This is a genomic window from Thalassospira alkalitolerans (assembly GCF_002115745.1).
Taxonomy (GTDB): domain Bacteria; phylum Pseudomonadota; class Alphaproteobacteria; order Rhodospirillales; family Thalassospiraceae; genus Thalassospira; species Thalassospira alkalitolerans.
This window is the reverse complement of the sequence record NZ_JFKB01000005.1, coordinates 210,468-233,837: the sequence shown is the minus strand read 5'-3', so window position 1 is coordinate 233,837 and position 23,370 is coordinate 210,468. Positions and strand designations below refer to the sequence as shown.

Below are 23,370 nucleotides of genomic sequence, written 5' to 3'. Positions count from 1 at the left end.
GAAACAATGATAATTGAACGCCGGGGGCGTTTTTCAATACTGGGTGTTTTGCTGGGGGCCTTTTTTGTCACCAGCGTATTGGGCGTTGGACTGGCGCTCTATCTCGGGCTTGATACAGCCTATGACAATACCCGCAATCTCTGGATTGCGATGACCCAAGCCGATCTGGAAGAAGCACAAAGTGCCATGCGGGGACGGGTCGACAGAATGCGGCGACGCAATGTGTGGGTCGCCCGCGAAGTCGCACATGGTGACCTGAACCCCGATAACGACATAATCTGGCAAAACACCTTGGCCGCGCTTGTCACCAACGAACATGACGTGACAATGATCGGACTTATAAAACCGGATGGTCGCTTTACCGGTTACAATCCAACATCTGATACATCCATCACAGGCAAAGCCGCCCCCGCGGAAGATATAATTGCCCGCGCGCTGATTGCCAACGGCCCCGGCCAAAGCTCCACCCTGTTCCCGCGCTGGAACAATTTGGTCAAACAGGTCGTCATCAGCGAAATGATCGGACTATTTCAAGACGGGCAGTATATGGGGACCCTTGTGCAATATGTCTCGCTTGGCGATTTTTCCCGTGATTTAAAAATCGATCCGACCGAAGCCGGGCGCACTCCCTTTATCCTTGTCAATAATCACGTCATTGCCCATCCTTCGCTGCCCGATTGGCAGCAATCCCATCCCCCCGAAAACATCGATGCCAAAGATATTTTTGCCATCCTGCCCGGCATTGACGAACTTGCCGACCCGGTTCTTGAAAATATGGACCAATGGCAGGAATTCGACTTTGATCCCCCCGCCCCCCATCACGAAAAAAACGGATCGCAGGCTTCATCGCTTGAACTTGCCGATGGGTATTATGTTGTCATCACCCGCCAATTCGAAGAATCAGCGGGCCTGCCCATTTTAATGGGGATGCATTTTGATCCATCAGTATTTACCCAGGAATGGCAACGCTTGAAATTGGCGACCCTGATTGGGGTTTCAATCATGGTGCTTGCAATCATGCTTGCGGTCCTGATTTCCCATTATTTTACCCGGCCGCTAAAACGGTTTTCCGAAGCAACCCGCCAGTTGGAAAAAGGCATTCTTGACGACTTGCCGGTCCTGCCCGGAAGCCATATCGCCGAATTCAACGATGCATCGCTATCTTTCAACCATTTGGCCATCACCCTGCGGGATCGGGAACGGATCGGGCGGATATTTGGCAAGTTCCTGCCAACCGCCATTGCACAGCAACTGCTCGACTCTGATGATGACACAGGAAACATCCAGCCCCATCAATGCGAGGCCTCCATCCTGTTTGTTGACCTAGTCGGCTTTACAACGCTTAGCGAAAGCATCGCCCCACAGCGGATCGTAACCATTCTGAATGCCTATTTCGCAAAGGCAACCGCGATCATCGAAGGCAATGGTGGCATTATCACACAATTTCAAGGCGATGCGATTCTTGCGGTATTCAATGCCTTTGGCGACGTGCCCAAACATGCCGACGCCGCGGTTAAAACAGCCGTTGCCCTGCAACATCTTGTTCACGGCGAACAATTTGACAGCAAAGATTTACGGTGCCGTTGCGGGATCAATACCGGCATGCTGGTTGCGGGCAATGTTGGCGCGCCAGACAGACTGACGTTTACGGTCCATGGGGACGCGGTCAACAGCGCAGCACGACTGGAAGCCAAGAACAAGGAACTGGGAACACGCATCCTGATCGCAAGCACCACGTTCGATCAGCTTTCAGACCAGACACAAGCACGCCTTGCCGATAACATCCTGCTACGCGGGCGCAGTGAAACCACCGCAGTTTATACCATTCAAATCAGCGGCATCGATCAAGGCATATAGTTTCCGAAGGCAAAAACACAAAACGCCGCATTGGATAAACCAATGCGGCGTTTTGTAAAACCTATGAGAACAAGGTGCCGGGAATTAACCCTGACGCGCCTTGAAACGCGGGTTCTTTTTATTGATTACGTATACGCGTCCACGGCGGCGCACGATACGGCAGCCTTTTTCCCGCAGCTTGGCGGATTTCAATGAGTTCCGGATCTTCATAATTGTAAACCTTAGAAACTTGGCCCCTTCGAGGAAGCCGGAAAATAGAAGTACACCCCGCCCCTGTCAACACCTAAAACAGGTTGCAGCGACAGAAATCGGGACAAAACCCATTCATTCGTCGCCAGCAGCAAGCATGATATCGGTCGATCATCTGATCGTTGCATAGAACCGATAGAAGGCCAGCGCACCAGATTCAAGCATTTTTACGCGATTCATCCACATTTCCATCTCTGGAACCAAATATTCCATCATATCCAGGTCCAAACCACTGTTCTGGATGTCGGCCAGCATGTCCTTCCAGGCCGATTTGATCTGTTTGACATGAATATCAGTTTCGTCCTTGGCAATACGAATATCGAATTTCAGTTTCCCCAACGCGCTTTTGTAATGATCGGCCGTCCAGGGACAAGGCTTGAAATCCTCGTATTTGGCCCATTCTTCAACGGCATCGCCGCTGGCATCTGTGGTCAGAACGTAATCGGTTAGCAAAATCTGCCCATGATCGCGCAGGGTTTCCGCCAATGCCACCAACAGAACATCCTTGTTCTCAATACGGAACATATCGCCAAAGGAATAAACAACGTTGAAATAGGCCTTGCGCAGATCCGGGCTGGACGGATCAAAAGTTTGCACCGGTACTTTTTTCTGCACGCCAATCTGCACAGAACGCTCCATCCCCAAAAGGGCAAGCTCGTCATCCTGTTCATAGACCGTCACCCAGACGCTAAGCTTGTCCGCCAGCAAACGTGCCACACCGCCCAGCTTGCCACCGATTTCAAGACAGCTCAGAGTTTCATCAAGCGCAAGCGGCTTGGCCAGTTCCATGGCATAGTCATGACCACCAGGGATCATGATGCCACGATCAAACAGCTTGGCATAAAGCTTGATACGTTCCGGTGGCCAGCGACCCGCTTCGTGATCAAGATCAAGCTCGCCCAATTCCGGCTCAACCGGTCGGGCAAGGAAGATCTTCATCTTGCGCAACCAGGTGCGATAATCGTCTATTTCCTTTTGCAGCAGGTAATATTCGACCGGATTATCGTAGCCCTGCCATTTGGCGCGAATCTTTGTGCCCAGTTTCAGACTGTGGCCGTCCGGCATGACAAATTCCGACATTTCGCCACCATGATCACCATCATGATCAAGAACGTCGCCGTCATCGTCAGCATTACGCTGCCAGAATTTCAATTTCAAGACACATACTCGCTAAACGGTTCTTAAGGGCTAAGGCCAATTGCAGACCGATTGCAGATCAATTACCGATCATTTCTTGCAAAATATGGCAAATACGCAAAAGTGACAACGTGTTAAGATTTGAACCATATGATCCCTGCCTCAGAATGAATATAAACGGAATATGATTTGAGCCCCCGGTTTCGGGATGTTTTTACGCGCAGGATGCCTATTCACGAATGAACCAAGATCATCTCGGGATTTATTATCGCCTGTTAAACATTGCGCCGGATGCCGGTGCAAAGGAAATCAAGCTCGCCTATCGCAAGCTTGCCTTTGAATACCATCCAGATCGAAATACAGATATTGATGCCGAAGAAAAATTCAAGGACATCACCGAGGCCTATGAAATCCTGATTGGCGAACGCAAGGCACCGGCCAGTTCACCACGCAACGCAAAATCCGGTGCATCGGCGAATGGTAAAAACACCGGCAAACAGCAAAGCGGCGCCTATGGCCCACAGGCCGCAGGCCCTGGCAAAGCAGACGCACACCGTCAGGGATTTGCAGGATCGGGCCGCAAGGCCGAAAACAACCGCGAAAGCGAAGAAGACCGGTTTGCTCGCGCCAACGAGGCCTATCGCCAGCAGCAGGAACGCAACGCAGCCCGCAAGTCAAACATTCACCCCGGCGCCAAACGCCACGCCAAACCCCGTGCCACCCCGGATCAGGCGGGCTTTATCCGCTGTGCAATCACCGAAGTCGTCTCCGCACAACCCCGGCAGGTCGAATTCACCATTGTGCGTGGCTTTCTGCATTCCCTGAAAATAGAAAAAATCCGTGCAAACCTTGCCCCCAAAGGGGCACGGCGCATGGCATTAAAGGCCAGCTTCAAAACATGGTTCCGGGGGTTCTGGGGCTGGCGCAGCTTCATCCCGGCATGGCGGGCGATCATTGGCAATATGCGCGGCGGCGTTTTCCCGCCAGAAGGCAATGCAAAACTGCTGTTTACACAAGCCACCGCATTTGAACGCAGCGGCAACAAACCCCTGGCGCGTGCCGTCCTGTTGCAGGCCAATGATTTCATCGGATCAAACCGTTCTGTCTTGGCCGAACAAATCCGCGCAAACCTGCGACGTCTGGATGACGGAAAACCGCCAAGACGTGTGCGTGATGAATGGAAACAGATCGGGATGCTTGATGCCCTGATGCATCTAAGCCCGATTTTCATTGTGATATTCTGTCTGCTGGTTGCCTTTGGCCCCGGCCAGGGATTTCTCACCCGTGACATCCCCGAACTGATTGCCGAAAAAACAGATACATTAACCCGCAAGGTCGAACAGATCATCGGGGTGGAACGTGATCCTTATTATATCGACCGCGATCTTTTGAATATGCGCAAAGGTCCGGGCATTGAATTTCCGGTCATGCGTCGATTGGCGCGGTTTGAAACCGTCTATATTGATGGTGCAAGCGACGCTTTTTGGATTCCAATCGAAACCAGCCTTGGCGAAACCGGGTTCGTCAATCTGGATGCCCTGGTGCCGGGCAGCGGGACCAAGGCGCGTGACGCATGGTGTGCCACAAACAGTTGCGACTGACCGCAAACACACGATCAGTCGCAACAAAATCTTGTTCTTTGGGTGCCAGATCCGATTGATCAGTTCTTGACCGGGACCGCCTTCAACGCCGCCAAAAGATAATCCCAAAACCGCAGAACACTTGGCACATGGACGCATTCATCGGGGCTGTGTGCGCGTTTGATTGTCGGCCCGAACGAAACCATATCCCAATGCGGATATTTTGAACCAAGCACACCGCATTCCAAACCGGCATGAATAACGCGAATTTCCGGGTCTTTGCCAAACATGTCGCGATGAACGGCTTTCATCATATTAACGACTTCGCTATCGGCATTTGGCTTCCACCCCGGATAGGCATCGCCCCAGGTAACCGTTGCACCGATATTTTCAAACACTGCCGTTGCCGTTTCACGGATGGCATCACGTGCCGAATTGATCGAACTGCGTGCGGATAAGGTCACATTGGCCTTGCCATCCGCAAGTTTGACAATGGCAAGATTGATCGATGTTTCAACCACGCCTTCAACGCTGGTGCTCATGGCGTGAACACCATTCGGTGCCCCGGTGACGGCATTATTGAAACGCTTGGAATCACCCGCACTCATTGCTGCCTTCGGAAGGTCCGCATCCTTGGCAGCAATGGCGAAATTGGGTTCAATCGTACCGATTTCGTCTTTTACTTCCGCGCCAAAACGCGCAACTGCGGCATCAAAATCATCGGCCTTGTCTGATGGCAACACAACGGTCGCAAATGATTCACGCGGGATCGCATTACGTGCCGTACCGGCATTGATTGTCACAATCCGAACACCGAATTCACGAATGGCTGTGCGCAGAAAGCGCGCCATCAGCTTGTTGGCATTGCCAAGGCCCAGAATAATATCGATGCCCGAATGACCGCCCTTAAGACCGGTCAACGCGATGTCACGCGCCACCTGTCCGCCGCCAACGGCTTCGGGCGTATAGGCAAAGCTTGCGACCAGATCGCCACCACCGGCACAGCCAACGCAAAGCTCGTATTCATCCTCGGTATCAAGGTTCAGAAGGATATCACCCTTAAGACGGCCCGGCTCAAGGTTCATCGCCCCGGTAAGGCCGCGTTCCTCGTCCACCGTAAACAGCAATTCCAGCGGACCATGCTCCAAACTGTCATCCGTCATAAAGCCCATCATGGCCGCAGCGCCAATACCGTTATCGGCCCCCAGCGTCGTATTATCGGCCGTGATCCAGTCACCGTCCATCACCATACGGATCGGGTCGGTATCGAAATTATGCGATGAACCGCTATTGGCCTGGGTGACCATATCGACATGGGATTGCAGGATGACCATCTTGCGGTTTTCAAATCCCGGCTTGGCCGGGACGGAAATCACAAGGTTGCTGCCGCTGTCGCGGAAATGACTGAAACCCTTGGCATCGGCCATCTTTTCCAAAAGCTGCAAAACAGCTTCTTCCTTGGTCGAGGGACGCGGGGTATCGCAAAGCTTCTGGAAATTATCCCAAATTGCGACCGGCGCAATTTTGCTGATCTCATTCACGGTGGCGCTCTCCTGTGTGGTTTATTTGCTATGCATTTCGTGGGCGTTCTTGCTGCTTAGCGTATCGGCGGGCGAATTTCCAGATGATCCAAGGGTTTTTACGCAGATTTCCGGCGATTTTCAGGCGATCCGCCAATGTAGCCCGGTTCAAGACCTAGTCGATGCCAACAAGCTTGCTGCGCCGTTCCAACAACAAGACATCACGCCACTGCCCCTGCATCGAACCATATGTCATGCGACCAAAACCATGGCGTCGGCACAGAATTTCAAAGCCATGCTTTTGATGAAGGGCAACACTGCCGCTGTTTTCCGGAAAAATACCCGCCTGCAACGTCCAGATGCCATGCTGTTCTGAACCTTCGACAAGCGCAGCTAATAACTGGCGGCCAATTCCCTGCCCCTGACAATCAGGATCGACATAAACCGATATCTCGGCCACACCGGCATAGGCACAGCGCCCTGATACGGAAGATAACCCGGCCCATCCAAGGACTTTTCCACCGCCATCATCCGCAACATAACGACAATGCAACAGGTGCCCCCCATCCCACTCCGACCACGTTCCGCCATTTTCCTGAAAGGATGCATGTCCGGAACGCAACGCCCGGTTATAGATATCAATAACCGCACCGCCGTCCGCCAATACCATTTCACGAATGATCATTGTTTGCCCGCCATATTACGCAAAGCAAAACGGTAATTCAGTCCGGATCAGTTGTCGACCTGATCATCGAATATCAGGAATTTAATGCCGTCTCGCCCCGCATCCTTGGCAGCATACATCGCCCGGTCGGCTGTCAAAAGTGCCTGATCAAGTTCGACAAACTGCCCACGCAATTCACCACCGACGGTAACGCCAAAGCTCGCCGTAATACTGACAGCTTGATCTTCAGATGCCTCGGCCGACACTTCGATGGCCCTAATCATCGTTGCCAGACGATCTGCAATGCGCTTGGTAACGGCCGCTGTTGCGGATGGCAAAAGAACGGCAAATTCCTCGCCGCCCAGCCGGACGACAAGATCGTCATCACGCAATGCCTGACGCAAAGTCAGCGCAACCTTTTCCAGAATACGATCCCCGGCGGAATGGCCATGGGTGTCGTTGACATTCTTGAAATGGTCAAGATCAAGCACCACCAGACCAAATTGCCAAACCTTGCCTTTCAACTGGCGAATTTCGCGCAGGCGACTGACCGCAGATTCAAACCCGCGCCGGTTCAAGGCACCGGTCAGCGGATCGGTCGATGCCAAAGTATCAAGGTGCTGTTCCTTGCGCTTGTGGCTAGAGATATCAAGTGCCGATACCATCACCCCGCCATCTTCCATCAAATTCATGCGGATATCGGCATGGCATCCAGATGGGGTTTGCGCACTTTCAATATTGGCATGCCCATGGCCACTTTTGATCATCAAGGCATACATGCCCCGCAGAATATCAATTTCAAATGTCAGCGGACCGTCGCCGTCCATATCCCCCGCCCCGAACAGGCGGGCAAATTCACGATTGTAATGGGCAACGTCCTGACGGGTATCAAGCATCCCGACGGCCGAGGGCACCATGCGGATGACTTCGGTAACCGCTTCTTCCAACCCGGCCTTGCTCCGCATCAATGCCTTGTTCATTTCGACTTCATCGCGCACATCATGCGCCGTGGTCAAAATAGCGGCTTGGCCATCATGCCAAAGAATACGTTCGTCGGTTAAATCACGCCAAACGGCACTGCCATCATCCAAAATGTCCTGCACCCGGTGACGCTCCCCTTCGCGATCGCCGTGCAGGATTGCCGCCACATGTTTAAGGGCGCGTTCCTTGTCGACTTCGGGGATAAAACGCAGGACATCGGGCTTTTCCATAAAGGCGCTGGCATTTTCAGCCCCCATCAAATGCGCAAAGGCATCATTGACATAAAGGGCCGTCATATCGCGATGAACCATCACACCGATAAAGGACCGACCCAGCATATGATCAACCTGCATGGCCGTTGTCCCGTTATCGATCAATTGGGCTGTGGTCAGGACCGCGTTGGAATCGCCCCATTCAACGGTTTCATCACTGATTTCCATCCAGACCGGTTTTCCGTCAGTCCGGATATTGTAAACCTTTTTCCAGCCGTGAAACCCGTTGGCGTCCTGAAACTCATAGGCCAGTTTTCCAGCTTCGAAATGGAAACTCGGGGGGATGTATTGCCGCAAATCAGGTTCGGACATGAAATCCTTCGTGTCCTTGCGGCCCAGCATATTCGCATAGGCATCATTGACGTACACAGCTATCAAATCCCTGTGTACGACAACTCCCACCCGCGATCGTCCATAAAGACGCGCAATTTCTGTCGGTTCGAATCGCATCAAAACCTTATTGTCCCCGGTAATGCGATTTAACGCGCCCCTTAAATCAGTTTAGCTTGCGGTCGCTCTGCGCGATATCTAATCAAAGGTTACACTATATTAAAAATGATTAAAATACGCACTTGCCCGGTCGCCTCGCTATTTGATTGCATCATTTTTGCCAAATGACTTTTGGCACGATATCCTGAAAGTCATCGGTTACCTGCGATGCAGAACTGCCCTCTTATCTTCACAAACCTGTTGTGAAACCATGATCTATATGTTGTCAACAGAACTGAAGTTCCAATAGCTTAGCCGGATAGAATTTATGGATCACATGGATTACGAAATCATCAGCCGCAAACGCGGTTGGGACGGACATTTCAAACTTGATGTCTATAAACTTCGGCATCGGTTGTTTGACGGCGGCCAAAGTGCGGTCCTTCAACGGGAAATCCTTGAACGCGGTCATGCGGTCGCGGTGCTGCCCTATGATCCAATCCGCGACGAGGTTGTCTTGATCGAACAATTCCGCCCGGGTGCTATTTCGGTCCATCAACACTTTCCCGACATGCCGCTTTGGTTAAACGAAATCGTCGCTGGCATTGTTGAAGACGGCGAAGAAATGCAAGACGTCGCCCATCGCGAAACGATGGAAGAATCCGGTTGCACGATCAATGGCCCGCTTGAATTGATTTCGCGCTACTATGTCACACCGGGTTGCTCAACCGAAACCGTCACCCTGTATTATGGCCCGGTGGATGCGACAAAGGCCGGTGGTCTTCATGGCCTTGCGGATGAAGGCGAAGACATTCGGGTTTATACGGTTTCAGCCGACGAATGCTTTGCCATGTTGCAAAAGGGGCAACTCTGCAATGCAACGGCGATGATTGCCATTCAATGGCTGATGCTGAACCGCGACCGATTGCGCGGAAATGCTCCGAAAAACACAAACAACACATGATTTGTGTTTATATAAAATTTGACACAATTTTTACGTGGTAATTTTTAAACCATATTGACTTTTGTGTATAAATAGCCCACTCAACAGGCAACAGAATTTAAATTTAACCACGCTTGGAGTCTGTCATGGACATTCGCAATGGCACCATCGAAGCCATTGGTCGCACCCCGCTTGTGAAACTTAAAAAAGTTTCCGAGCTGACGGGCTGCACCATTCTGGGCAAGGCGGAATATGCCAATCCGGGCGGATCGGTCAAAGACCGCGCTGCTCTTGCCATCATTCGTGACGCGGAAAAACGCGGTCTTCTGAAACCCGGCGGCGTCATCGTCGAAGGAACCGCTGGCAATACCGGCATTGGTTTGGCCGTTGTCGGCAATGCGCTGGGTTATCGCACGGTGATTGTCATCCCGGAAACGCAAAGCCAGGAAAAGAAAGACCTTTTGCGTTTGCTGGGTGCTGATCTGCGCGAAGTCCCGGCTGTGCCCTATCGCGATCAGAACAACTATGTCCATGTGTCGCGACGTCTGGCCAAAGAACTGGCAAAATCTGAACCAAATGGTGCCATCTGGGCCAACCAGTTCGATAACGTCGCCAACCGTCAGGGCCATATCGACACCACCGGCCCTGAAATCTGGGAACAGACCGACGGTACGGTGGATGGCTTTATCTGTGCGGTTGGCACCGGCGGCACGCTGGCCGGTGTTTCCATGGCACTTAAAGACCGCAACAAAAACATCCAGATCGGCCTTGCCGATCCGATGGGGGCGGCGCTTTACAGCCACTATAAATTCGGCGAATTGAAATCCGAAGGCAGCTCGATCTCCGAAGGGATCGGTCAGGGCCGCATTACCGCCAACCTTGACGGCATCACGATTGATCATCCGTTCCAGATTTCAGATGATGAAATGCTGCCGATCGTCTTTGACCTGCTAAAGGAAGAAGGCCTGTGCATGGGCGGATCAACCGGTATCAACATTGCCGGTGCGGTGCGCCTCGCCCGTGAACTTGGTCCGGGTAAAACCATCGTCACCATTTTATGTGACCTTGGCACACGTTACCAAAGCAAACTTTGGAACCCGGAATTCCTTAAGGAAAAAGGCCTGCCAAGCCCGGATTGGCTTTAGGTTCGGTCCCAGACAACAACCGAAATAAATCCCCGTCCAGATTGGCGGGGGTTTATTTTTGATATCCTTTTGACCCGCGGCAAAATCACCGATTACGCCACGGCCCCTTCCCGGCGTGCCGCACGCCAAAGATAAAGCCCGCAAATCGCAGCCCCGACCAAAAGCGTACCGGCAAAACCCGCCACCGCATTCCACCCGCCATGCGACCAGAACCAGCCCCCCACCGATCCCATGATGCTGGAGCCCAAATAATACGCCAGCAAATACAACGACGATGCATGGCCCTTGGATTGTTTGGCCATGCGCCCGACCCAGCCACTCGCCACCGAATGGGCAACAAAAAATCCACTGGTCAACACCATGATCCCGCCGATCATGCCCCAAAGACTGCTTAGCAGCGTTATCGCCACCCCGGCCCCGGCAATCACAATCCCGCCCAGCAAAACCGGCCCGCGCCCGACACGGTCTGACATCGCCCCGGCAATCGATGACGTCACCATGCCACACAGATAAACCACGAAAATCAGGCTGATCTGCCCCTGGCTAAGGTTAAAGGGGGCCTCGGACAACCGAAACCCGGCATAGTTATAGATCGTGACAAAGCACCCCATGGCAAAGGCCCCGATCAGGAACACAAACGGCAAACCGGGATGGCGCAAATGCTGTTCCCAGGCCCGAATATGATAGCGCAATTGAAAACCGGGCCGACGGACAAAATTACGCGATGGCGGCAACAACACGGCAAAACCAATCGCTGCGGCCAAACCAAGCGCCCCCATCGCGCCAAGTGCTAAATGCCAGCCAACCATATCGGTTAACAGTCCAATCACCACACGGCCACTCATACCGCCAAGGGCCGTGCCGCTGATATAAATCCCCATGGTGGTGCCAAGGCCGCGCGGGTGCATTTCTTCGGCCAAATAGGCCATGGCAACCGCCGGAACACCACCTAAAATCAGGCCTTCCAGCGCACGCACCACCAAAAACGCATGCCAATCCGATAACACCGGCGCGATCAGGTTTAACAATGACGCCCCGCACATCGACGCAAACATCAATTGTTTGCGCCCAAACGCCTCGGACACCGCCCCGGCCAGCAAAATGGCAAAAGCCAAAAACCCGGTGGCAAGCGACAGCGCCAGCGAACTTTCCGCCGGGCTGACGGCAAAATCCCGCGCCAGTTCCGGCAACAAAGGTTGCACGCAATAAATCAACGAAAACGTCGCATAACCCGCCAAAAACAGCGCCAGACTGATCCGCCGATATTCGGGGGATCCCGGCTCGGTATAGATCGGCTCGGCCATTGCGGGCGGTTGCACGCCATCAACGGTTAAAGGCTGCGCTGCGGGGATCTTTGCCCGATCTGCACACATGAAAAGGCCTCGTTCTTTTTTTATACTCGGATATGGCCACATGGTTGCAGCTTTGCCGATATCCGTCCAATATATACCACAGTCATTCATGATATGTTTTGGATATACCGGATGGAATTGCGCCATATTCGCTATTTTCTCGAAGTTGCCCGCGAAGGCAACTTTACCCGTGCCGCCGCCCGGATCGGCATCGGCCAGCCACCGCTTAGCCAACAAATCCGCGATCTGGAAAAAGAGATCGGCACACAATTGTTCCACCGTGTCCCCCATGGCGCGAATTTGACCCAGGCCGGGCTGGCCTTTCGCGAAATTGTTCAACATTTCCCCGAAATGGCCGAACGTGCGATCCGTGCCGCCCAGCGCGCCGGGCGCGGTGAAATCGGCTCGATCCGGGTCGGGTTTACCGCATCGGCAGCGTTTAGCCCCAGCGTCCCGCGCGTCTTCCGTGATTTCCGCCGGTCCTATCCCGGCGTTGACATGACGCTGGAAGAAAACAATTCCGCCCGTCTTTTGAACGCGATCCAGGATGAACAGCTTGATGCCGTCTTCCTGCGCCAAGGAACAACCCCCAATGATAATATCCGCCTGCACCGGTTAAAATCAGAACCGATGCTGATTGTTCTGCCCGCCGGTCATCCGGCCGCACTTGACGATACGGTCGCCTTGGAAACCTTGCGCGATGACGCCCTGATCCTGACACCGCGCCACGTCGGGCCAACGCATTTCGATATTGTCGTTGCCGCCTGCCGTGCTGCCGGATTTGAACCGGTGATGGGCCAAAGCGCGCCACAACTGGGATCGGTGATCAATTTTGTTGCGGCTGAACTTGGCTTTTCACTGGTACCTGCCGCCATGGCGCAATTACAGGTCAATGGCGTGGTCTATCGCAAGATCGCGGGCGATGTTCCGATGGCGCATCTGGCACTGGCCTATCGCGCCAGTGATATTTCAACGGTTCTTCGCAATTTCGTCAGCCGTACTCTGAACGAACACCGCATTGCCAGTGAACCCCCATCCGCCCCCGTCAACAACGCCGATTAACCAATTGGCAGGATCAATCTTTCTGACACCAAATCGACAAAGCATAAGCACGATAGAACATGGCGGAATGCCCCCATTTGGCGAAACAAAACGCAAAACCCGCTGTCATGGACTGGCAAGCATCTGATTTTAGGCTAGATTAGTCGTCAACGATGCAATCTGGCGCGCCCATATGTGGCCTGCGCCCAACAGGATATGGTTCATGATCCCCTTTTCCGTTCTCGACCTTTGCCCGGTCAACGAAGGCGAACATCCGCGCGATGCGTTGCGCAATACGCTTAGCCTGGCGCAACATGCTGAAAAACTTGGCTTTCACCGTTACTGGCTGGCCGAACATCACAATATGCCCGGCATCGCCAGTGCCGCAACCTCGGTCGTCATGTCCCATGTGGCCGCAGGCACCAAAACCATCCGCGTTGGATCGGGCGGTGTGATGTTGCCCAACCATGCCCCGCTTGTGATCGCCGAACAATTCGGCACCCTTGATGCGCTTTATCCCGGCCGTATTGATCTTGGCATTGGTCGCGCACCGGGGACCGATCAACGCACCGCCGCCGCCCTGCGCCGTGACATGCATGGCAGCGAAGACCGCTTTATTCAGGACGTGCTTCAGGTTCAGCAATTCCTTGCCCCGCTTGAAGGCAATCCGCCGATCCGGGCGGTGCCGGGATATGGATCACAAGTCCCGATATGGCTTTTGGGCAGCAGCCTGTTCTCGGCCGATCTTGCCGCCCGTCTTGGCCTGCCCTTTGCCTTTGCCTCCCACTTTGCCCCTGACATGCTGATGGACGCGCTGAACCTGTATCGTCATCGGTTTGAACCCAGCGATCAGCTTGATAAACCTTATGCCATTGCGGCGATGGGATTCTTTGCTGCCGATACCGACGAGGAAGGCGAATATCTCGCAACCTCGATGCAGCAACAATTTTTAAACCTTAGGCGCGGCACACCAGGCCAATTGCCCAAACCGGTCAAATCGATGGATGATATCTGGAACCGGGTTGAAAAGGCCGGGGTCGATCATGCCATGCGCTATGCCGCGATTGGCGGGCGCGACACCGTGCGCAAAAAACTGCGCGATTTCATCGATATGACCAAGGCCGATGAAATCATGGTGACGGCCAATATCTTTGACCAAGAGGCACGGTTGAAATCATTTTCAATTGCCGCCGAGTTACACAAAGACCTAAGCAGTGACGAAACCGGCCAACACAACGCCTGAAAACAAGCCCCTTGGGCATTCGTACGATGATTAAATCAAAGCCGGGCCGCCCATATGGCCCGGCTTTGTATTTCATCATACGAAATGCCATCACTGTTTTCTTGCGCTTGATCATCGGCTGGGACAAGATAGCGACCCGGTTGGAAACAACCTGCAACTTATTGTTCCAAAAGGTTTTGGTTCGCCCCGATGACAGATTTCCTTCTGGCTGCCCTTCCGATTGCCACCATTTTATTTCTGATGATCAAAGCCAATTGGGGGGCGGCGCGCGCCGGGGCAGCCGCATGGTTTGTCACGGTCGTCATTGCCATTTTCACCTTTGGCGCGCCGATCGATATGCTGATCATTGCCCAGGCCAAGGGCGTGATGCTGGCCCTGTATATTCTTTATATCGTCTGGGCTGCGCTGATCCTGTATTTCGCCGCTGACGAAGCCGGTGCGATCAAAACCATCGGGCGCGCCATCCGGCAATTAACCGATGACCGTCCGTTGCAATTGTTGATCTTGGGCTATGTTTTCGCCACCTTCCTGCAAGGGGTCGCGGGCTTTGGCGTACCGATTGCCGTGATTGCGCCGCTTCTGCTCGGCATGGGGTTCTCGCCGGTTCTGGCCGTTGCGGCCCCGATGATCGGGCATAGCTGGTCGGTTCTGTTTGGCAATATGGCGACCTCGTTCGAGGCCCTGATCGGTGTCACCGGCATTCCGGGCACTGAACTGACCCATTATTCCGCAATCCTGCTTGGCCTGTCGGGCTTTACCTGCGGGGCGGCTGTTTTGTGGCTGGATGGTGGTTTTCGCACCGTGCGCCGCCGGATCGTGCCGCTGGTGATCATCGCCGGTGTGATGGGGGTTGTTCAATATCTGATGGCCAATTACGGCGTCTGGACGCTGGGCGGATTAACCGCCGGGATTGCCGGACTTGTCACATCGATCATCGTCACCCGGTTCTGGAAACCCCATCCTGATGATGTCGCCGATCCTTCCGATGTCCATGATGATCATCACCATATGCCCTTGATCGAAGCCCTGACCCCCTATCTGGTGTTTATGGTGATTGTTGGTCTGGCCACCTTTGTTCCCCCGGTCGAAGATTTCCTGTCGGGCATTCGTCTGACATTTGATTTCCCGGCGGTTTCAACCGCACTTGGCTGGCAGATCAATGCCGAAAGTGCCAAGGCCATCGCCATTTTCGGCCATCCCGGCGCGCTACTGCTGTATACCGCCCTGATCAGCTTTACCTTTTTCAAAATACGTGGCCGTTATGACAACGGCATCGCCAAACGCATCTGGCAACGCACGCTTAAAAGCGGCCTTCCGACCAGCGTTGGCATGGTGCCGGTCATCGGCCTTGCCCTGATCATGGATCATGCAGGCATGACCTATGCCCTGGCCGAGGGCGGTGCCGCATTGTTTTCCGGCTCCTTTGCCATTGCCTATCCGGTGCTGGCCCCGGCAATTGGCGCCCTTGGCGCGTTCATGACCGGCAGCACCAATAATTCCAATGTCGTTTTTGGCATGTTCCAGCGCCACACCGCCGAACTTTCGGGTATTTCAACCGCCCTTGTTCTGGCGGCACAGGCCACCGGCGCATCACTTGGCAGCATGTTGGCCCCGTCGAAAATCCTTGTCGGCTGTTCCACCGTTGGCCTGTCGGGCAAGGAAGGCCCGGTACTTTCGGTCGTGCTTAAAACCGGTGTGATCCTGACCGCGCTTTGCGGTTTCATGGCGCTGGGTCTGTTGCTGATTTCAATGATGAACGGGGGTTAAGGCCATGAAACAGAAATTGCTGAACCCGGCCTTCCTGTTTATCGCATCGCTTTTATTGCCACTTGCGGCCTATGAAGCATTAATCAATGAAACCGCCGCCCTGTTCGGGGTTCCGATAAGCAGCGTTTTATTTGCATTGTTTGCCGCCGTCATGATCCTGATCATCGCCAGGAAATAGGCATCAAGCCATTGGACGGATCGTAACCGGGGGCACGCCAAGGTTACGGGCGGAACATCGCCAGTTTGATCCCAAAGACAATAAACACACTGCCCGTCACCGCCTTAAGGGCGCGCTGGAACGATCCATTGCGCGCCATCCCTGTTAACCGCGACAACAGCACAATCATGGCCGTAAACCAGATAACATTGATGCTGGCATGCACACAAACCAGCATAAAGGCCGATGTCATCGCCCCCTCGCCCACGGGCATGAATTGCGGAAATGCGGCAAGGTAAAAGATCGACACCTTGGGATTAAGCACATTGGTCAAAAACCCATCGCCATAGGCAACGGCAAGGGTGCGCCGACGTTTGGCCGGGGCGACTTCGGCAACGGTTTTGATCCCGCGCCAGGCATCACGCAACGCCTTGAACCCGACCCAGCACAAATAGGCCGCACCCGCGATTTTGACCATCAAAAACAATTGGGCGGATTGCACAAGGATCACGGAAATCCCCAAAATCGACAATGTGCCATGAACATAAAAAGCCGTCACAAACCCGGCAACATTGGCAAAGCCTGCTGCACGGCCCGATGTCGGGACGGTCTTGGCAATCAGAACGCCATTTGGTCCGGGCGACATCACCAAAAGCGACGTCACCAGCATAAAACTGACAAGCTGTGTCCAATCCATCCCAAAGGCTCCGCATCGGTGAAGATCGGGCAACTATAGATGGATTTCAAAAACCGGCAAGCACGCGAATGTATCGATACATTTTCCATTTCAGCACCGCTTCGCCCCGGGAACAATCATTCCCAAATCAAAACAGCCCCAGATGACAATTAAGCGTCCGCAGCAATAACGCTTGAATGTTCCTATTTTGTTCTATATCTTGAACTCATGCAAAACACCCCCTTACATCCGCCTGAAATGGCACCCGGCAATGCAACGGATTTTCCGGATCAGGATCAGATGGATCCCTCGTCTTTGGATCCCAACATCTTGCCAGCGCGCAAACAAAAGGGCCGCGGTGCGATCTCAAACAGTGATGGCCGTTACGAGAAATTCAGCCATCAGGCCTATGACGATGGCTGGATATCCGGCCTGATGGAAGATGCCGATACACCGCGCACCAAAACCACGCTTGGCATCGACGGCGCGCGCAGCGTCATCACCAGAAACCAAAGCCCGGATGTACCGTTTGACCGATCCATCAACCCCTATCGCGGCTGTGAACATGGCTGTATTTATTGCTTTGCCCGGCCGACCCATGCCTGGCTTGGATTATCACCCGGCCTTGATTTCGAAACCAAATTGTTCTGGAAACCCGATGCCCCGGAATTGCTGCGCAAACAACTTGCCGGGCGCAGCTATCAGCCCGCCCCGATTGTCATTGGCACCAACACCGATCCCTATCAACCTGTTGACCGCGACAAGCAATTAACCCGATCCCTGATCAAGGTGTTAAGTGACTGCCAGCATCCTTTTTCAATCATCACCAAAAGTGCGCTGGTTACCCGTGATATCGACCTGATTGCCCCGATGGCCCTTAAAAACCGTGCCTCGGTCGCGGTATCGGTCACCAGCCTTGATCACAGGTTATCAAACCTGTTGGAACCGCGTGCATCGGCCCCGCACCGTCGGCTTGATGCCATTCGAAAATTGTCCGATGCCGGTATTGCGGTAACGGCCCTCTGCGCGCCGATTATTCCCGGCCTCAATGATATGGAAATCGAAAATCTGGTCGCCGCCGTTCATGACGCCGGGGCAACATCGGTTTCCCATATCGTTCTGCGTTTGCCGCTTGAAATCGCCGATTTGTTCGAAGAATGGCTTGAAACCAATTATCCCGACCGCAAGGCAAAGGTCATATCCCTGATCAAACAGATGCGCGGCGGGGCAATCTATCAATCGGAATTTGGCACCCGCATGCGCGGCACCGGCCCGATTGCCGATCTGATTGCGCGGCGGTTTGATGCCGCCCGCAAAAAACACGGCATGACCGGCCGATCCCTTAACCTTGATAGCAGTGGCTTTATCCGCCCCAATGCCAATGGTCAGATGCAGTTACTTTAAATCCCATTGATCTGCTTGATGAAAGATGCCGACACGGCATAAGCCCCCGGCCTTGTGATCCTTTACAAGGCAAACAGCAAAACACCCGCCGGGCAAAGCCAAAGGCGGGTGTTGATAACGCGATATAAATACAGTCTGATAGCCTGTGGCCCCGATCAGCCAACCACCCGATACCGCGCGTGGGGGGCGGGGTCCGCTGTGATCGACGGATCGATCTGTTGCAAAACCCCGCCTTCCTCCGCGCCTCGGTATTTTGTCAGGTCGCCATTTTTTGCATCCGCATCGCTTATGGCCATCACACGCGCACTTTCAAAGAACCGAAGCCCGCGTTTTTCAAGCACATAAAGCGTTTCACCGCCCCATGCCCCGGTCCAGACCAGCCCCGAAAGCAATTCCATTTCGTCTTCAATCCGTGCAGGCGAAATCGGCCGTCCAAGACAGGTCGTCAGCAAAAAGGAAAGCTCGGCGGCGGTAACGCCATCTTCGCAGCATTCCTCGGCCAGAACCGCCATAACAGCCATGGTCACAACCCGAAGCGAAACCTTGCCGGGTTCCAGCCCCGGAAAACGGCTTTGCTGCAATCCGGCAATATCATTGGCGATGCGATCAACGCCCCCACGGATCACATATCGACCACGCCAAACCCTGCAGCTTGTCCGTACTTCCCATTCCCGCATTTTGTCCCCGCCTGTTTTCTTGTCCCACGTCAATAAATATACATTACCTATACATAACGTCAACCCATATATCGACTTTTTGTATCATTTAATACAAGCATTGCGAAACCATTGATAACCACCCCGGGCCACAACGTATCCCCCGTCATCGGGCACAGCTTCGACATAGCCGCGCGCAATCGCGGTCTGAAAATCACGGCCAAAATTCTTTGGCATACGCAGATGCTCCTGACGACGCAGAAGGCGGCGAAGATCATCACGGGTCACAACACTGCGCCCATCGCGGTAATGCAGCCAAATTGCTCCGATCAGGATCGTTTCGGCAAAGCCACGCGGCTGAAGCCGGGCCACCAAATCCCCCAAACTGCCAATATACCCCGTCAGGAAACTGGCCGGATCCGCCATATCCATCGGATCGAAATCGGCCATACCGCCCGATTGAGAAGCACCATCATCCGTACGGTCACCCGCCCCATCCACCGCCGGAACAAAAGATTGCGGCAAGCCTGTCCCTGCCCCCCCGGCAGCACCACTATGATCAACATCATGGGCCTTTGCCGCGGCACCGCCCCTTGGCAACGATGCCCCCGCAAGGTCGCCCGCCCCACCGGCCCGCAAGGCATTCGGGGAACCAAACAGGGCCGCCATCACAAAAGGCAAACGCGCAGGCGGGATCGCACATTCAAGATCGACCGGTCCGAAATCGCCCTCGCCCGTAAGTTTGACGTGAATAATAGCAGCCAAGTTTCAATAACCCCCAATTTTGCCCAATGAAATACCATACATTTCGTACATAAATCAACATGATTTACAATTATATGTACCAATACATACAAACCAGAAAAGCAAAAAGCCCTCGACAAAACACCACCATGCGCAGCACCATGATTTTCCCGCATGGTTTTCCCGATGGATATCAGGCGCAACCACGCATTGATCGCGCCTGCCCCGGCAAAGGCCGATCATCTGCCGCCGGATACCACACGCAGAAAACGCTCCGCCGATCTGAACGCCACCAAAAATGACCGAGAATGGAGAAACCCTTGACCCGCCTTTTGTTTCGCGAAGATGCCTATCGCCAAAGCTGCGACGCCAAAGTCACGGCAGTTTCGGATCGGGGCATCGGCCTTGATCAAACCGTTTTCTATGCCACTGCTGGCGGACAGGCCGGTGATATCGGCACCCTGAAAATATCAGACGGGCGTATCCTGCCGATTGCCACCACGGTCAAGGACCGCGAAACCGGTCAGGTTCTTCATATCATTGCAGATGGCCATGACTTGCCGACCGTCGGTGATACGGTCACGGTCGATCTGGATTGGGATACCCGCCATCGCCTGATGCGGTTTCACACCTGCCTGCATTTGCTATGCGCGATTGTCGAAGGCGATGTGACGGGCGGCAACATTGCCGCACACAAGGCACGGCTTGACTTTAACCTGCCCGATGATGCCCCGGACAAGGACGAGCTGACCGATAAACTAAACGAATTAATTGCGCGCAATGCCGACGTTTACGACGGCGAAATCAGCATTGCAGAGCTTAAGGCAAACCCGGAACTGGTGCGCACCATGTCGGTTCAGCCGCCGATGGATGGTCATTCCATCCGCACAGTCACCATCGAAGGCATCGATTATCAGCCCTGCGGCGGAACCCATGTCAAACGCACGGGCGAAATCGGCAAGGTTCTGGTGTCCAAAATCGAAAAGAAAGGCCGCCAGAACAGACGTATCAATATTGTCTTTGATGAATAGCGGCTCATTTCATTCCTGTTCATATCTGGCCCGAACATATCCACAATTTCAGTCAGGATATTGCCATGTGCGAACAGGAAGGCTAAAAAATAAAACAAGAAACATTTGAAACAGATCTGCGGAAACGCCCCGGATCGCGCAATACCCACCATTGCAAACCGGAGTCCTTTGATGACCAACACTTCTTCAGACGCACTGGTTTCCACCCAGTGGCTTGCAGATCACCTTGACGCACCCGACGTTCGCGTTGTCGACGCCAGCTATTATATGCCCGCCCAAAACACTAATGCGCGCGCGATTTACAACACGCAACACATCCCCGGTGCGGTCTTTTACGATATCGACGACATTGCCGCCGATGACAGTGCGCCGCTTCCCCATATGGTGCCCGATGCCATCAAATTTTCAGCCAAGGTTCGCAAGCTTGGCCTTGGCGATGGTGTGCGGATCGTTGTTTACGGCCAAACCGGGTCGGCCCTTGCCGCCTGCCGGGCATGGTGGATGCTGCGTCATTTCGGGCATCACGACGTTGCTGTGCTTGATGGCGGCCTGCCGAAATGGCTGGCGGAAAACCGCGCCGTTACCGATACACCAACATTGCCGCGCGAACGCCACTTTACCGCGCGCGCCAACAGTTTCCTGTTACGCGAATACGATCAGGTTCTGGCAAACGTCAAAAGCCATCGCGAACAATTCGTTGATGCCCGCGCCACCGAACGCTTTACCGGGCAAGGCAATGAACCATGGGGCAAGGCCGGGCATGTGCCGGGCTCATACAACCTGCCCTTTGACAGACTTCTGAACGCCGATGGCACCTTTAAAGATACCGATGCCATTCGCACGGCCTTTACCGATGCCGGTGTCAGTTTGGACAAACCGATTGTCACATCGTGTGGATCGGGTGTTACCGCCTGCGTTTTGGCGCTTGGCGCCTATATTGCGGGCAAAAAAGAAGTCGCGGTCTATGACGGATCCTGGGCCGAATGGGCCACGACCGAAGGCAGCCCCATCGATCAGGGCCCGGCATAACAGCCCGCATCATCAGATATGAAAACGCCCGGCTCATCCCCATCGCCAGAAAACAATCCCGTCCATGAACTGGATGCGGTGAATGGCAGCGGGGATAAAAGGCCGGGCGTTTTTCTGGAACGCCTGCAAAATCCAACATCCGGGAACATTGCCGCCATCAATACCCTTTGGCGCGATTGCAACCTGATCGCGGCCGATGACGATGCCGGGCGCGACATCGCAAATTGCCTGAATTCCGGGCGTGGCAGCGTGATTTTGGCCCGCATCAAAAACACAGGAAACGACACCACGATCATCGGCACGGTCATGGCCGGTCATGATGGTAACAATGGCTGGGTGCATTATCTCGCCGTTGCGCCCGCAGCACGCGGCACAGGCCTCGGGGCCGCTCTTTTGGCCCTGGCCGAAGACATCTTGACCGCAAGCGGCCAAAATACATGCAACGTCACGGTCGAAGACCCGACAATACGTGATTTTTACCGGCGTTTTGGCTATAAAACAGAAAAGCCCGTCTCACCCTCCAAACCGCAAACACCTGAAACCCAAACGGATTTCGTCGTGATGCGAAAAAGGCTGAAGTCATGAGTATATCCAATCCGCGCAAGCTGGAAGTTGTCGTCACCTTCCTTGAAATGCTTGAGCCACCCGAACGCCCTGCGGCCATCATCCCGCCGGGCAAGGTCGCCATCGTCCGGGCCGAAAACCCGACCCTGTCGTTTTACCGTTACCTGTATAATACAGTCGGTGAACCTTGGCTGTGGTGGTTGCGCCGCCTGATGGACGACGAAGACCTTACCCAGACCCTGGCAAGGCCCGAAACCCATGTTTATGTGCTCTATGTTGGCGGCGTCCCGGCGGGCTTTGCCGAACTTGACCTAACCGACCTTGAAGAAGACGGCGTGATCGACCTGCATTACATGGGCCTGATCCCCGATTTTATCGGCAAGGGCTTTGGCAAATACCTTTTGAACTGGACGGTCGACACCGCCTGGGCCCTTAAACCGCAACGCATTACCGTTAATACTTGCTCGTTGGATCATCCAAGTGCTTTGGGGGCTTACCAGAAGGCTGGCTTTGGTGTATACGACCAGCGAACAGATATTGTTGACGATCCGCGTGATACCGGCCTGATCCCGCCCATCGACCATCATGTTGATCATGATGCCAGTTCGGGCAACGGCAGAAATGCCGACAGGCTGCAGGAAAATGAAACTTCCGACACTTTGATCGTTGACTTTCCCGAGCGCGCACGGTAACAAGCGCGCCTGAGTTTACCCAAAGCCAGAGGATTATGACCCATGGCAGTGCCAAAGAAAAAAGTGACCAAGTCCCGTCAGGGCATGCGTCGCTCGCATGACAAGCTCGCCAAGGGCTCGTTCCGCGAAGACAAAGAAACCGGCGAACTGCATCGCCCGCACCACATTGATCCGAACACCGGTATGTACCGTGGTCGTCAGGTGGTCGAGCCCAAGATGTAATTCCGTTCCAAAGGG

23 protein-coding genes are annotated in these 23,370 nt (G+C 54.0%); 14 read left to right on the top strand and 9 right to left on the bottom strand.

Features of this window, described 5'->3' with window-relative positions; all coding sequences use genetic code 11:
* Window positions 1-6: 6 nt before the first annotated feature.
* Window positions 7-1,857 (top strand): adenylate/guanylate cyclase domain-containing protein, encoded by a 1,851-nt coding sequence (locus TALK_RS09340; protein WP_245829818.1) that lies wholly within the window; start codon window positions 7-9, stop codon window positions 1,855-1,857.
* 84 nt (window positions 1,858-1,941) lie between these two features.
* Here the strand turns inward: TALK_RS09340 and ykgO are convergent, their stop codons facing one another.
* A complete protein-coding gene (gene ykgO / locus TALK_RS09335) occupies window positions 1,942-2,067 on the bottom strand; it encodes a type B 50S ribosomal protein L36 (RefSeq protein ID WP_007090004.1) in 126 nt (41 codons plus the stop codon).
* A gap of 150 nt (window positions 2,068-2,217) precedes the next feature.
* Window positions 2,218-3,264, bottom strand: coding sequence for a class I SAM-dependent methyltransferase (locus TALK_RS09330; protein WP_085618120.1), 1,047 nt, complete (start codon window positions 3,262-3,264; stop codon window positions 2,218-2,220).
* 218 nt (window positions 3,265-3,482) lie between these two features.
* On the opposite strand from TALK_RS09330, the gene TALK_RS09325 reads away from it, so the two are divergent.
* The gene (locus TALK_RS09325; RefSeq protein WP_085618119.1) at window positions 3,483-4,844 is read left to right on the top strand and encodes a DnaJ domain-containing protein; all 1,362 of its coding nucleotides are present in this window, start codon (window positions 3,483-3,485) and stop codon (window positions 4,842-4,844) included.
* Between the two features lie 59 nt (window positions 4,845-4,903).
* Here TALK_RS09325 and TALK_RS09320 read toward each other — a convergent pair whose 3' ends face one another.
* From TALK_RS09320 to TALK_RS09310, 3 genes are all read right to left on the bottom strand, one after another.
* Entirely contained in the window at window positions 4,904-6,364 is a 1,461-nt protein-coding gene (locus tag TALK_RS09320; RefSeq protein WP_085618117.1) for an aminoacyl-histidine dipeptidase, read from the bottom strand.
* Between the two features lie 154 nt (window positions 6,365-6,518).
* A complete protein-coding gene (locus TALK_RS09315) occupies window positions 6,519-7,028 on the bottom strand; it encodes a GNAT family N-acetyltransferase (RefSeq protein ID WP_085618115.1) in 510 nt (169 codons plus the stop codon).
* Window positions 7,029-7,075: 47 nt separating this feature from the next.
* Window positions 7,076-8,629, bottom strand: coding sequence for a sensor domain-containing diguanylate cyclase (locus tag TALK_RS09310; protein WP_245829804.1), 1,554 nt, complete (start codon window positions 8,627-8,629; stop codon window positions 7,076-7,078).
* A 388-nt stretch (window positions 8,630-9,017) separates the two neighbouring features.
* Between TALK_RS09310 and TALK_RS09305 the strand changes: the two genes are divergently transcribed.
* Window positions 9,018-9,653 carry an NUDIX domain-containing protein gene (locus TALK_RS09305; protein ID WP_085618112.1) on the top strand — a complete coding sequence of 212 codons (636 nt, stop codon included), beginning with the start codon at window positions 9,018-9,020 and terminating at the stop codon, window positions 9,651-9,653.
* Between the two features lie 125 nt (window positions 9,654-9,778).
* Window positions 9,779-10,777, top strand: coding sequence for a cysteine synthase A (locus TALK_RS09300; protein ID WP_085618110.1), 999 nt, complete (start codon window positions 9,779-9,781; stop codon window positions 10,775-10,777).
* A gap of 92 nt (window positions 10,778-10,869) precedes the next feature.
* Here the strand turns inward: TALK_RS09300 and TALK_RS09295 are convergent, their stop codons facing one another.
* Window positions 10,870-12,150: an MFS transporter gene (locus tag TALK_RS09295; RefSeq protein ID WP_085618289.1), complete on the bottom strand. Its 1,281-nt coding sequence runs from the start codon at window positions 12,148-12,150 to the stop codon at window positions 10,870-10,872.
* Between the two features lie 111 nt (window positions 12,151-12,261).
* Here TALK_RS09295 and TALK_RS09290 point away from each other — a divergent pair, with 111 nt between their 5' ends.
* The 4 genes from TALK_RS09290 (at window position 12,262) to TALK_RS22105 (ending at window position 16,358) form a co-directional block, all read left to right on the top strand.
* A complete protein-coding gene (locus TALK_RS09290) occupies window positions 12,262-13,191 on the top strand; it encodes a LysR family transcriptional regulator (RefSeq protein WP_085618109.1) in 930 nt (309 codons plus the stop codon).
* A 202-nt stretch (window positions 13,192-13,393) separates the two neighbouring features.
* On the top strand, window positions 13,394-14,413 hold the full coding sequence (locus tag TALK_RS09285) for an LLM class flavin-dependent oxidoreductase (RefSeq protein ID WP_085618107.1): 1,020 nt from the start codon (window positions 13,394-13,396) through the stop codon (window positions 14,411-14,413).
* Window positions 14,414-14,602: 189 nt separating this feature from the next.
* Entirely contained in the window at window positions 14,603-16,180 is a 1,578-nt protein-coding gene (locus tag TALK_RS09280; RefSeq protein ID WP_085618105.1) for an L-lactate permease, read from the top strand.
* Window positions 16,181-16,184: 4 nt separating this feature from the next.
* On the top strand, window positions 16,185-16,358 hold the full coding sequence (locus TALK_RS22105) for a hypothetical protein (RefSeq protein ID WP_169714989.1): 174 nt from the start codon (window positions 16,185-16,187) through the stop codon (window positions 16,356-16,358).
* Window positions 16,359-16,401: 43 nt separating this feature from the next.
* On the opposite strand, the gene TALK_RS09275 is transcribed toward TALK_RS22105, so the two are convergent.
* Entirely contained in the window at window positions 16,402-17,034 is a 633-nt protein-coding gene (locus TALK_RS09275) for a LysE family translocator (protein WP_085618103.1), read from the bottom strand.
* A 279-nt stretch (window positions 17,035-17,313) separates the two neighbouring features.
* On the opposite strand from TALK_RS09275, the gene TALK_RS09270 reads away from it, so the two are divergent.
* Entirely contained in the window at window positions 17,314-18,417 is a 1,104-nt protein-coding gene (locus tag TALK_RS09270) for a PA0069 family radical SAM protein (protein WP_245829802.1), read from the top strand.
* Between the two features lie 155 nt (window positions 18,418-18,572).
* Here TALK_RS09270 and TALK_RS09265 read toward each other — a convergent pair whose 3' ends face one another.
* Together TALK_RS09265 and TALK_RS09260 are read right to left on the bottom strand one after the other, a co-directional pair.
* Window positions 18,573-19,094 (bottom strand): hypothetical protein, encoded by a 522-nt coding sequence (locus TALK_RS09265; RefSeq protein WP_085618099.1) that lies wholly within the window; start codon window positions 19,092-19,094, stop codon window positions 18,573-18,575.
* An 84-nt stretch (window positions 19,095-19,178) separates the two neighbouring features.
* Entirely contained in the window at window positions 19,179-19,838 is a 660-nt protein-coding gene (locus TALK_RS09260; protein ID WP_085618097.1) for a hypothetical protein, read from the bottom strand.
* A 299-nt stretch (window positions 19,839-20,137) separates the two neighbouring features.
* On the opposite strand from TALK_RS09260, the gene TALK_RS09255 reads away from it, so the two are divergent.
* From TALK_RS09255 to rpmF, 5 genes are all read left to right on the top strand, one after another.
* Window positions 20,138-20,848 (top strand): alanyl-tRNA editing protein, encoded by a 711-nt coding sequence (locus TALK_RS09255; protein ID WP_085618095.1) that lies wholly within the window; start codon window positions 20,138-20,140, stop codon window positions 20,846-20,848.
* Between the two features lie 171 nt (window positions 20,849-21,019).
* Window positions 21,020-21,877 carry a sulfurtransferase gene (locus tag TALK_RS09250; protein ID WP_085618093.1) on the top strand — a complete coding sequence of 286 codons (858 nt, stop codon included), beginning with the start codon at window positions 21,020-21,022 and terminating at the stop codon, window positions 21,875-21,877.
* 18 nt (window positions 21,878-21,895) lie between these two features.
* Window positions 21,896-22,462, top strand: coding sequence for a GNAT family N-acetyltransferase (locus TALK_RS09245; RefSeq protein ID WP_085618091.1), 567 nt, complete (start codon window positions 21,896-21,898; stop codon window positions 22,460-22,462).
* Window positions 22,459-23,133: a GNAT family N-acetyltransferase gene (locus tag TALK_RS09240; RefSeq protein WP_085618089.1), complete on the top strand. Its 675-nt coding sequence runs from the start codon at window positions 22,459-22,461 to the stop codon at window positions 23,131-23,133. Before TALK_RS09245 ends, TALK_RS09240 begins: the two co-directional genes overlap by 4 nt.
* Window positions 23,134-23,175: 42 nt before the next feature.
* Window positions 23,176-23,355, top strand: a complete 180-nt coding sequence (gene rpmF / locus TALK_RS09235) for a 50S ribosomal protein L32 (RefSeq protein WP_085618087.1) — start codon at window positions 23,176-23,178, stop codon at window positions 23,353-23,355.
* Window positions 23,356-23,370: the final 15 nt, after the last annotated feature.

Coding starts and splice junctions, on each gene's coding strand:
- TALK_RS09315 (WP_085618115.1), bottom strand. CDS start 7,028: ATGATCATTCGTGAAATGGTATTGGCGGACGGCGGTGCGGTTATTGAT.
- TALK_RS09250 (WP_085618093.1), top strand. CDS start 21,020: ATGACCAACACTTCTTCAGACGCACTGGTTTCCACCCAGTGGCTTGCA.
- TALK_RS09265 (WP_085618099.1), bottom strand. CDS start 19,094: ATGCGGGAATGGGAAGTACGGACAAGCTGCAGGGTTTGGCGTGGTCGA.
- TALK_RS09240 (WP_085618089.1), top strand. CDS start 22,459: ATGAGTATATCCAATCCGCGCAAGCTGGAAGTTGTCGTCACCTTCCTT.
- TALK_RS09340 (WP_245829818.1), top strand. CDS start 7: ATGATAATTGAACGCCGGGGGCGTTTTTCAATACTGGGTGTTTTGCTG.
- TALK_RS09270 (WP_245829802.1), top strand. CDS start 17,314: ATGGATCCCTCGTCTTTGGATCCCAACATCTTGCCAGCGCGCAAACAA.
- TALK_RS09245 (WP_085618091.1), top strand. CDS start 21,896: ATGAAAACGCCCGGCTCATCCCCATCGCCAGAAAACAATCCCGTCCAT.
- TALK_RS09290 (WP_085618109.1), top strand. CDS start 12,262: ATGGAATTGCGCCATATTCGCTATTTTCTCGAAGTTGCCCGCGAAGGC.
- TALK_RS09285 (WP_085618107.1), top strand. CDS start 13,394: ATGATCCCCTTTTCCGTTCTCGACCTTTGCCCGGTCAACGAAGGCGAA.
- rpmF (WP_085618087.1), top strand. CDS start 23,176: ATGGCAGTGCCAAAGAAAAAAGTGACCAAGTCCCGTCAGGGCATGCGT.
- TALK_RS09280 (WP_085618105.1), top strand. CDS start 14,603: ATGACAGATTTCCTTCTGGCTGCCCTTCCGATTGCCACCATTTTATTT.
- TALK_RS09305 (WP_085618112.1), top strand. CDS start 9,018: ATGGATCACATGGATTACGAAATCATCAGCCGCAAACGCGGTTGGGAC.
- TALK_RS22105 (WP_169714989.1), top strand. CDS start 16,185: ATGAAACAGAAATTGCTGAACCCGGCCTTCCTGTTTATCGCATCGCTT.
- TALK_RS09300 (WP_085618110.1), top strand. CDS start 9,779: ATGGACATTCGCAATGGCACCATCGAAGCCATTGGTCGCACCCCGCTT.
- TALK_RS09275 (WP_085618103.1), bottom strand. CDS start 17,034: ATGGATTGGACACAGCTTGTCAGTTTTATGCTGGTGACGTCGCTTTTG.
- TALK_RS09295 (WP_085618289.1), bottom strand. CDS start 12,150: ATGTGTGCAGATCGGGCAAAGATCCCCGCAGCGCAGCCTTTAACCGTT.
- TALK_RS09325 (WP_085618119.1), top strand. CDS start 3,483: ATGAACCAAGATCATCTCGGGATTTATTATCGCCTGTTAAACATTGCG.
- ykgO (WP_007090004.1), bottom strand. CDS start 2,067: ATGAAGATCCGGAACTCATTGAAATCCGCCAAGCTGCGGGAAAAAGGC.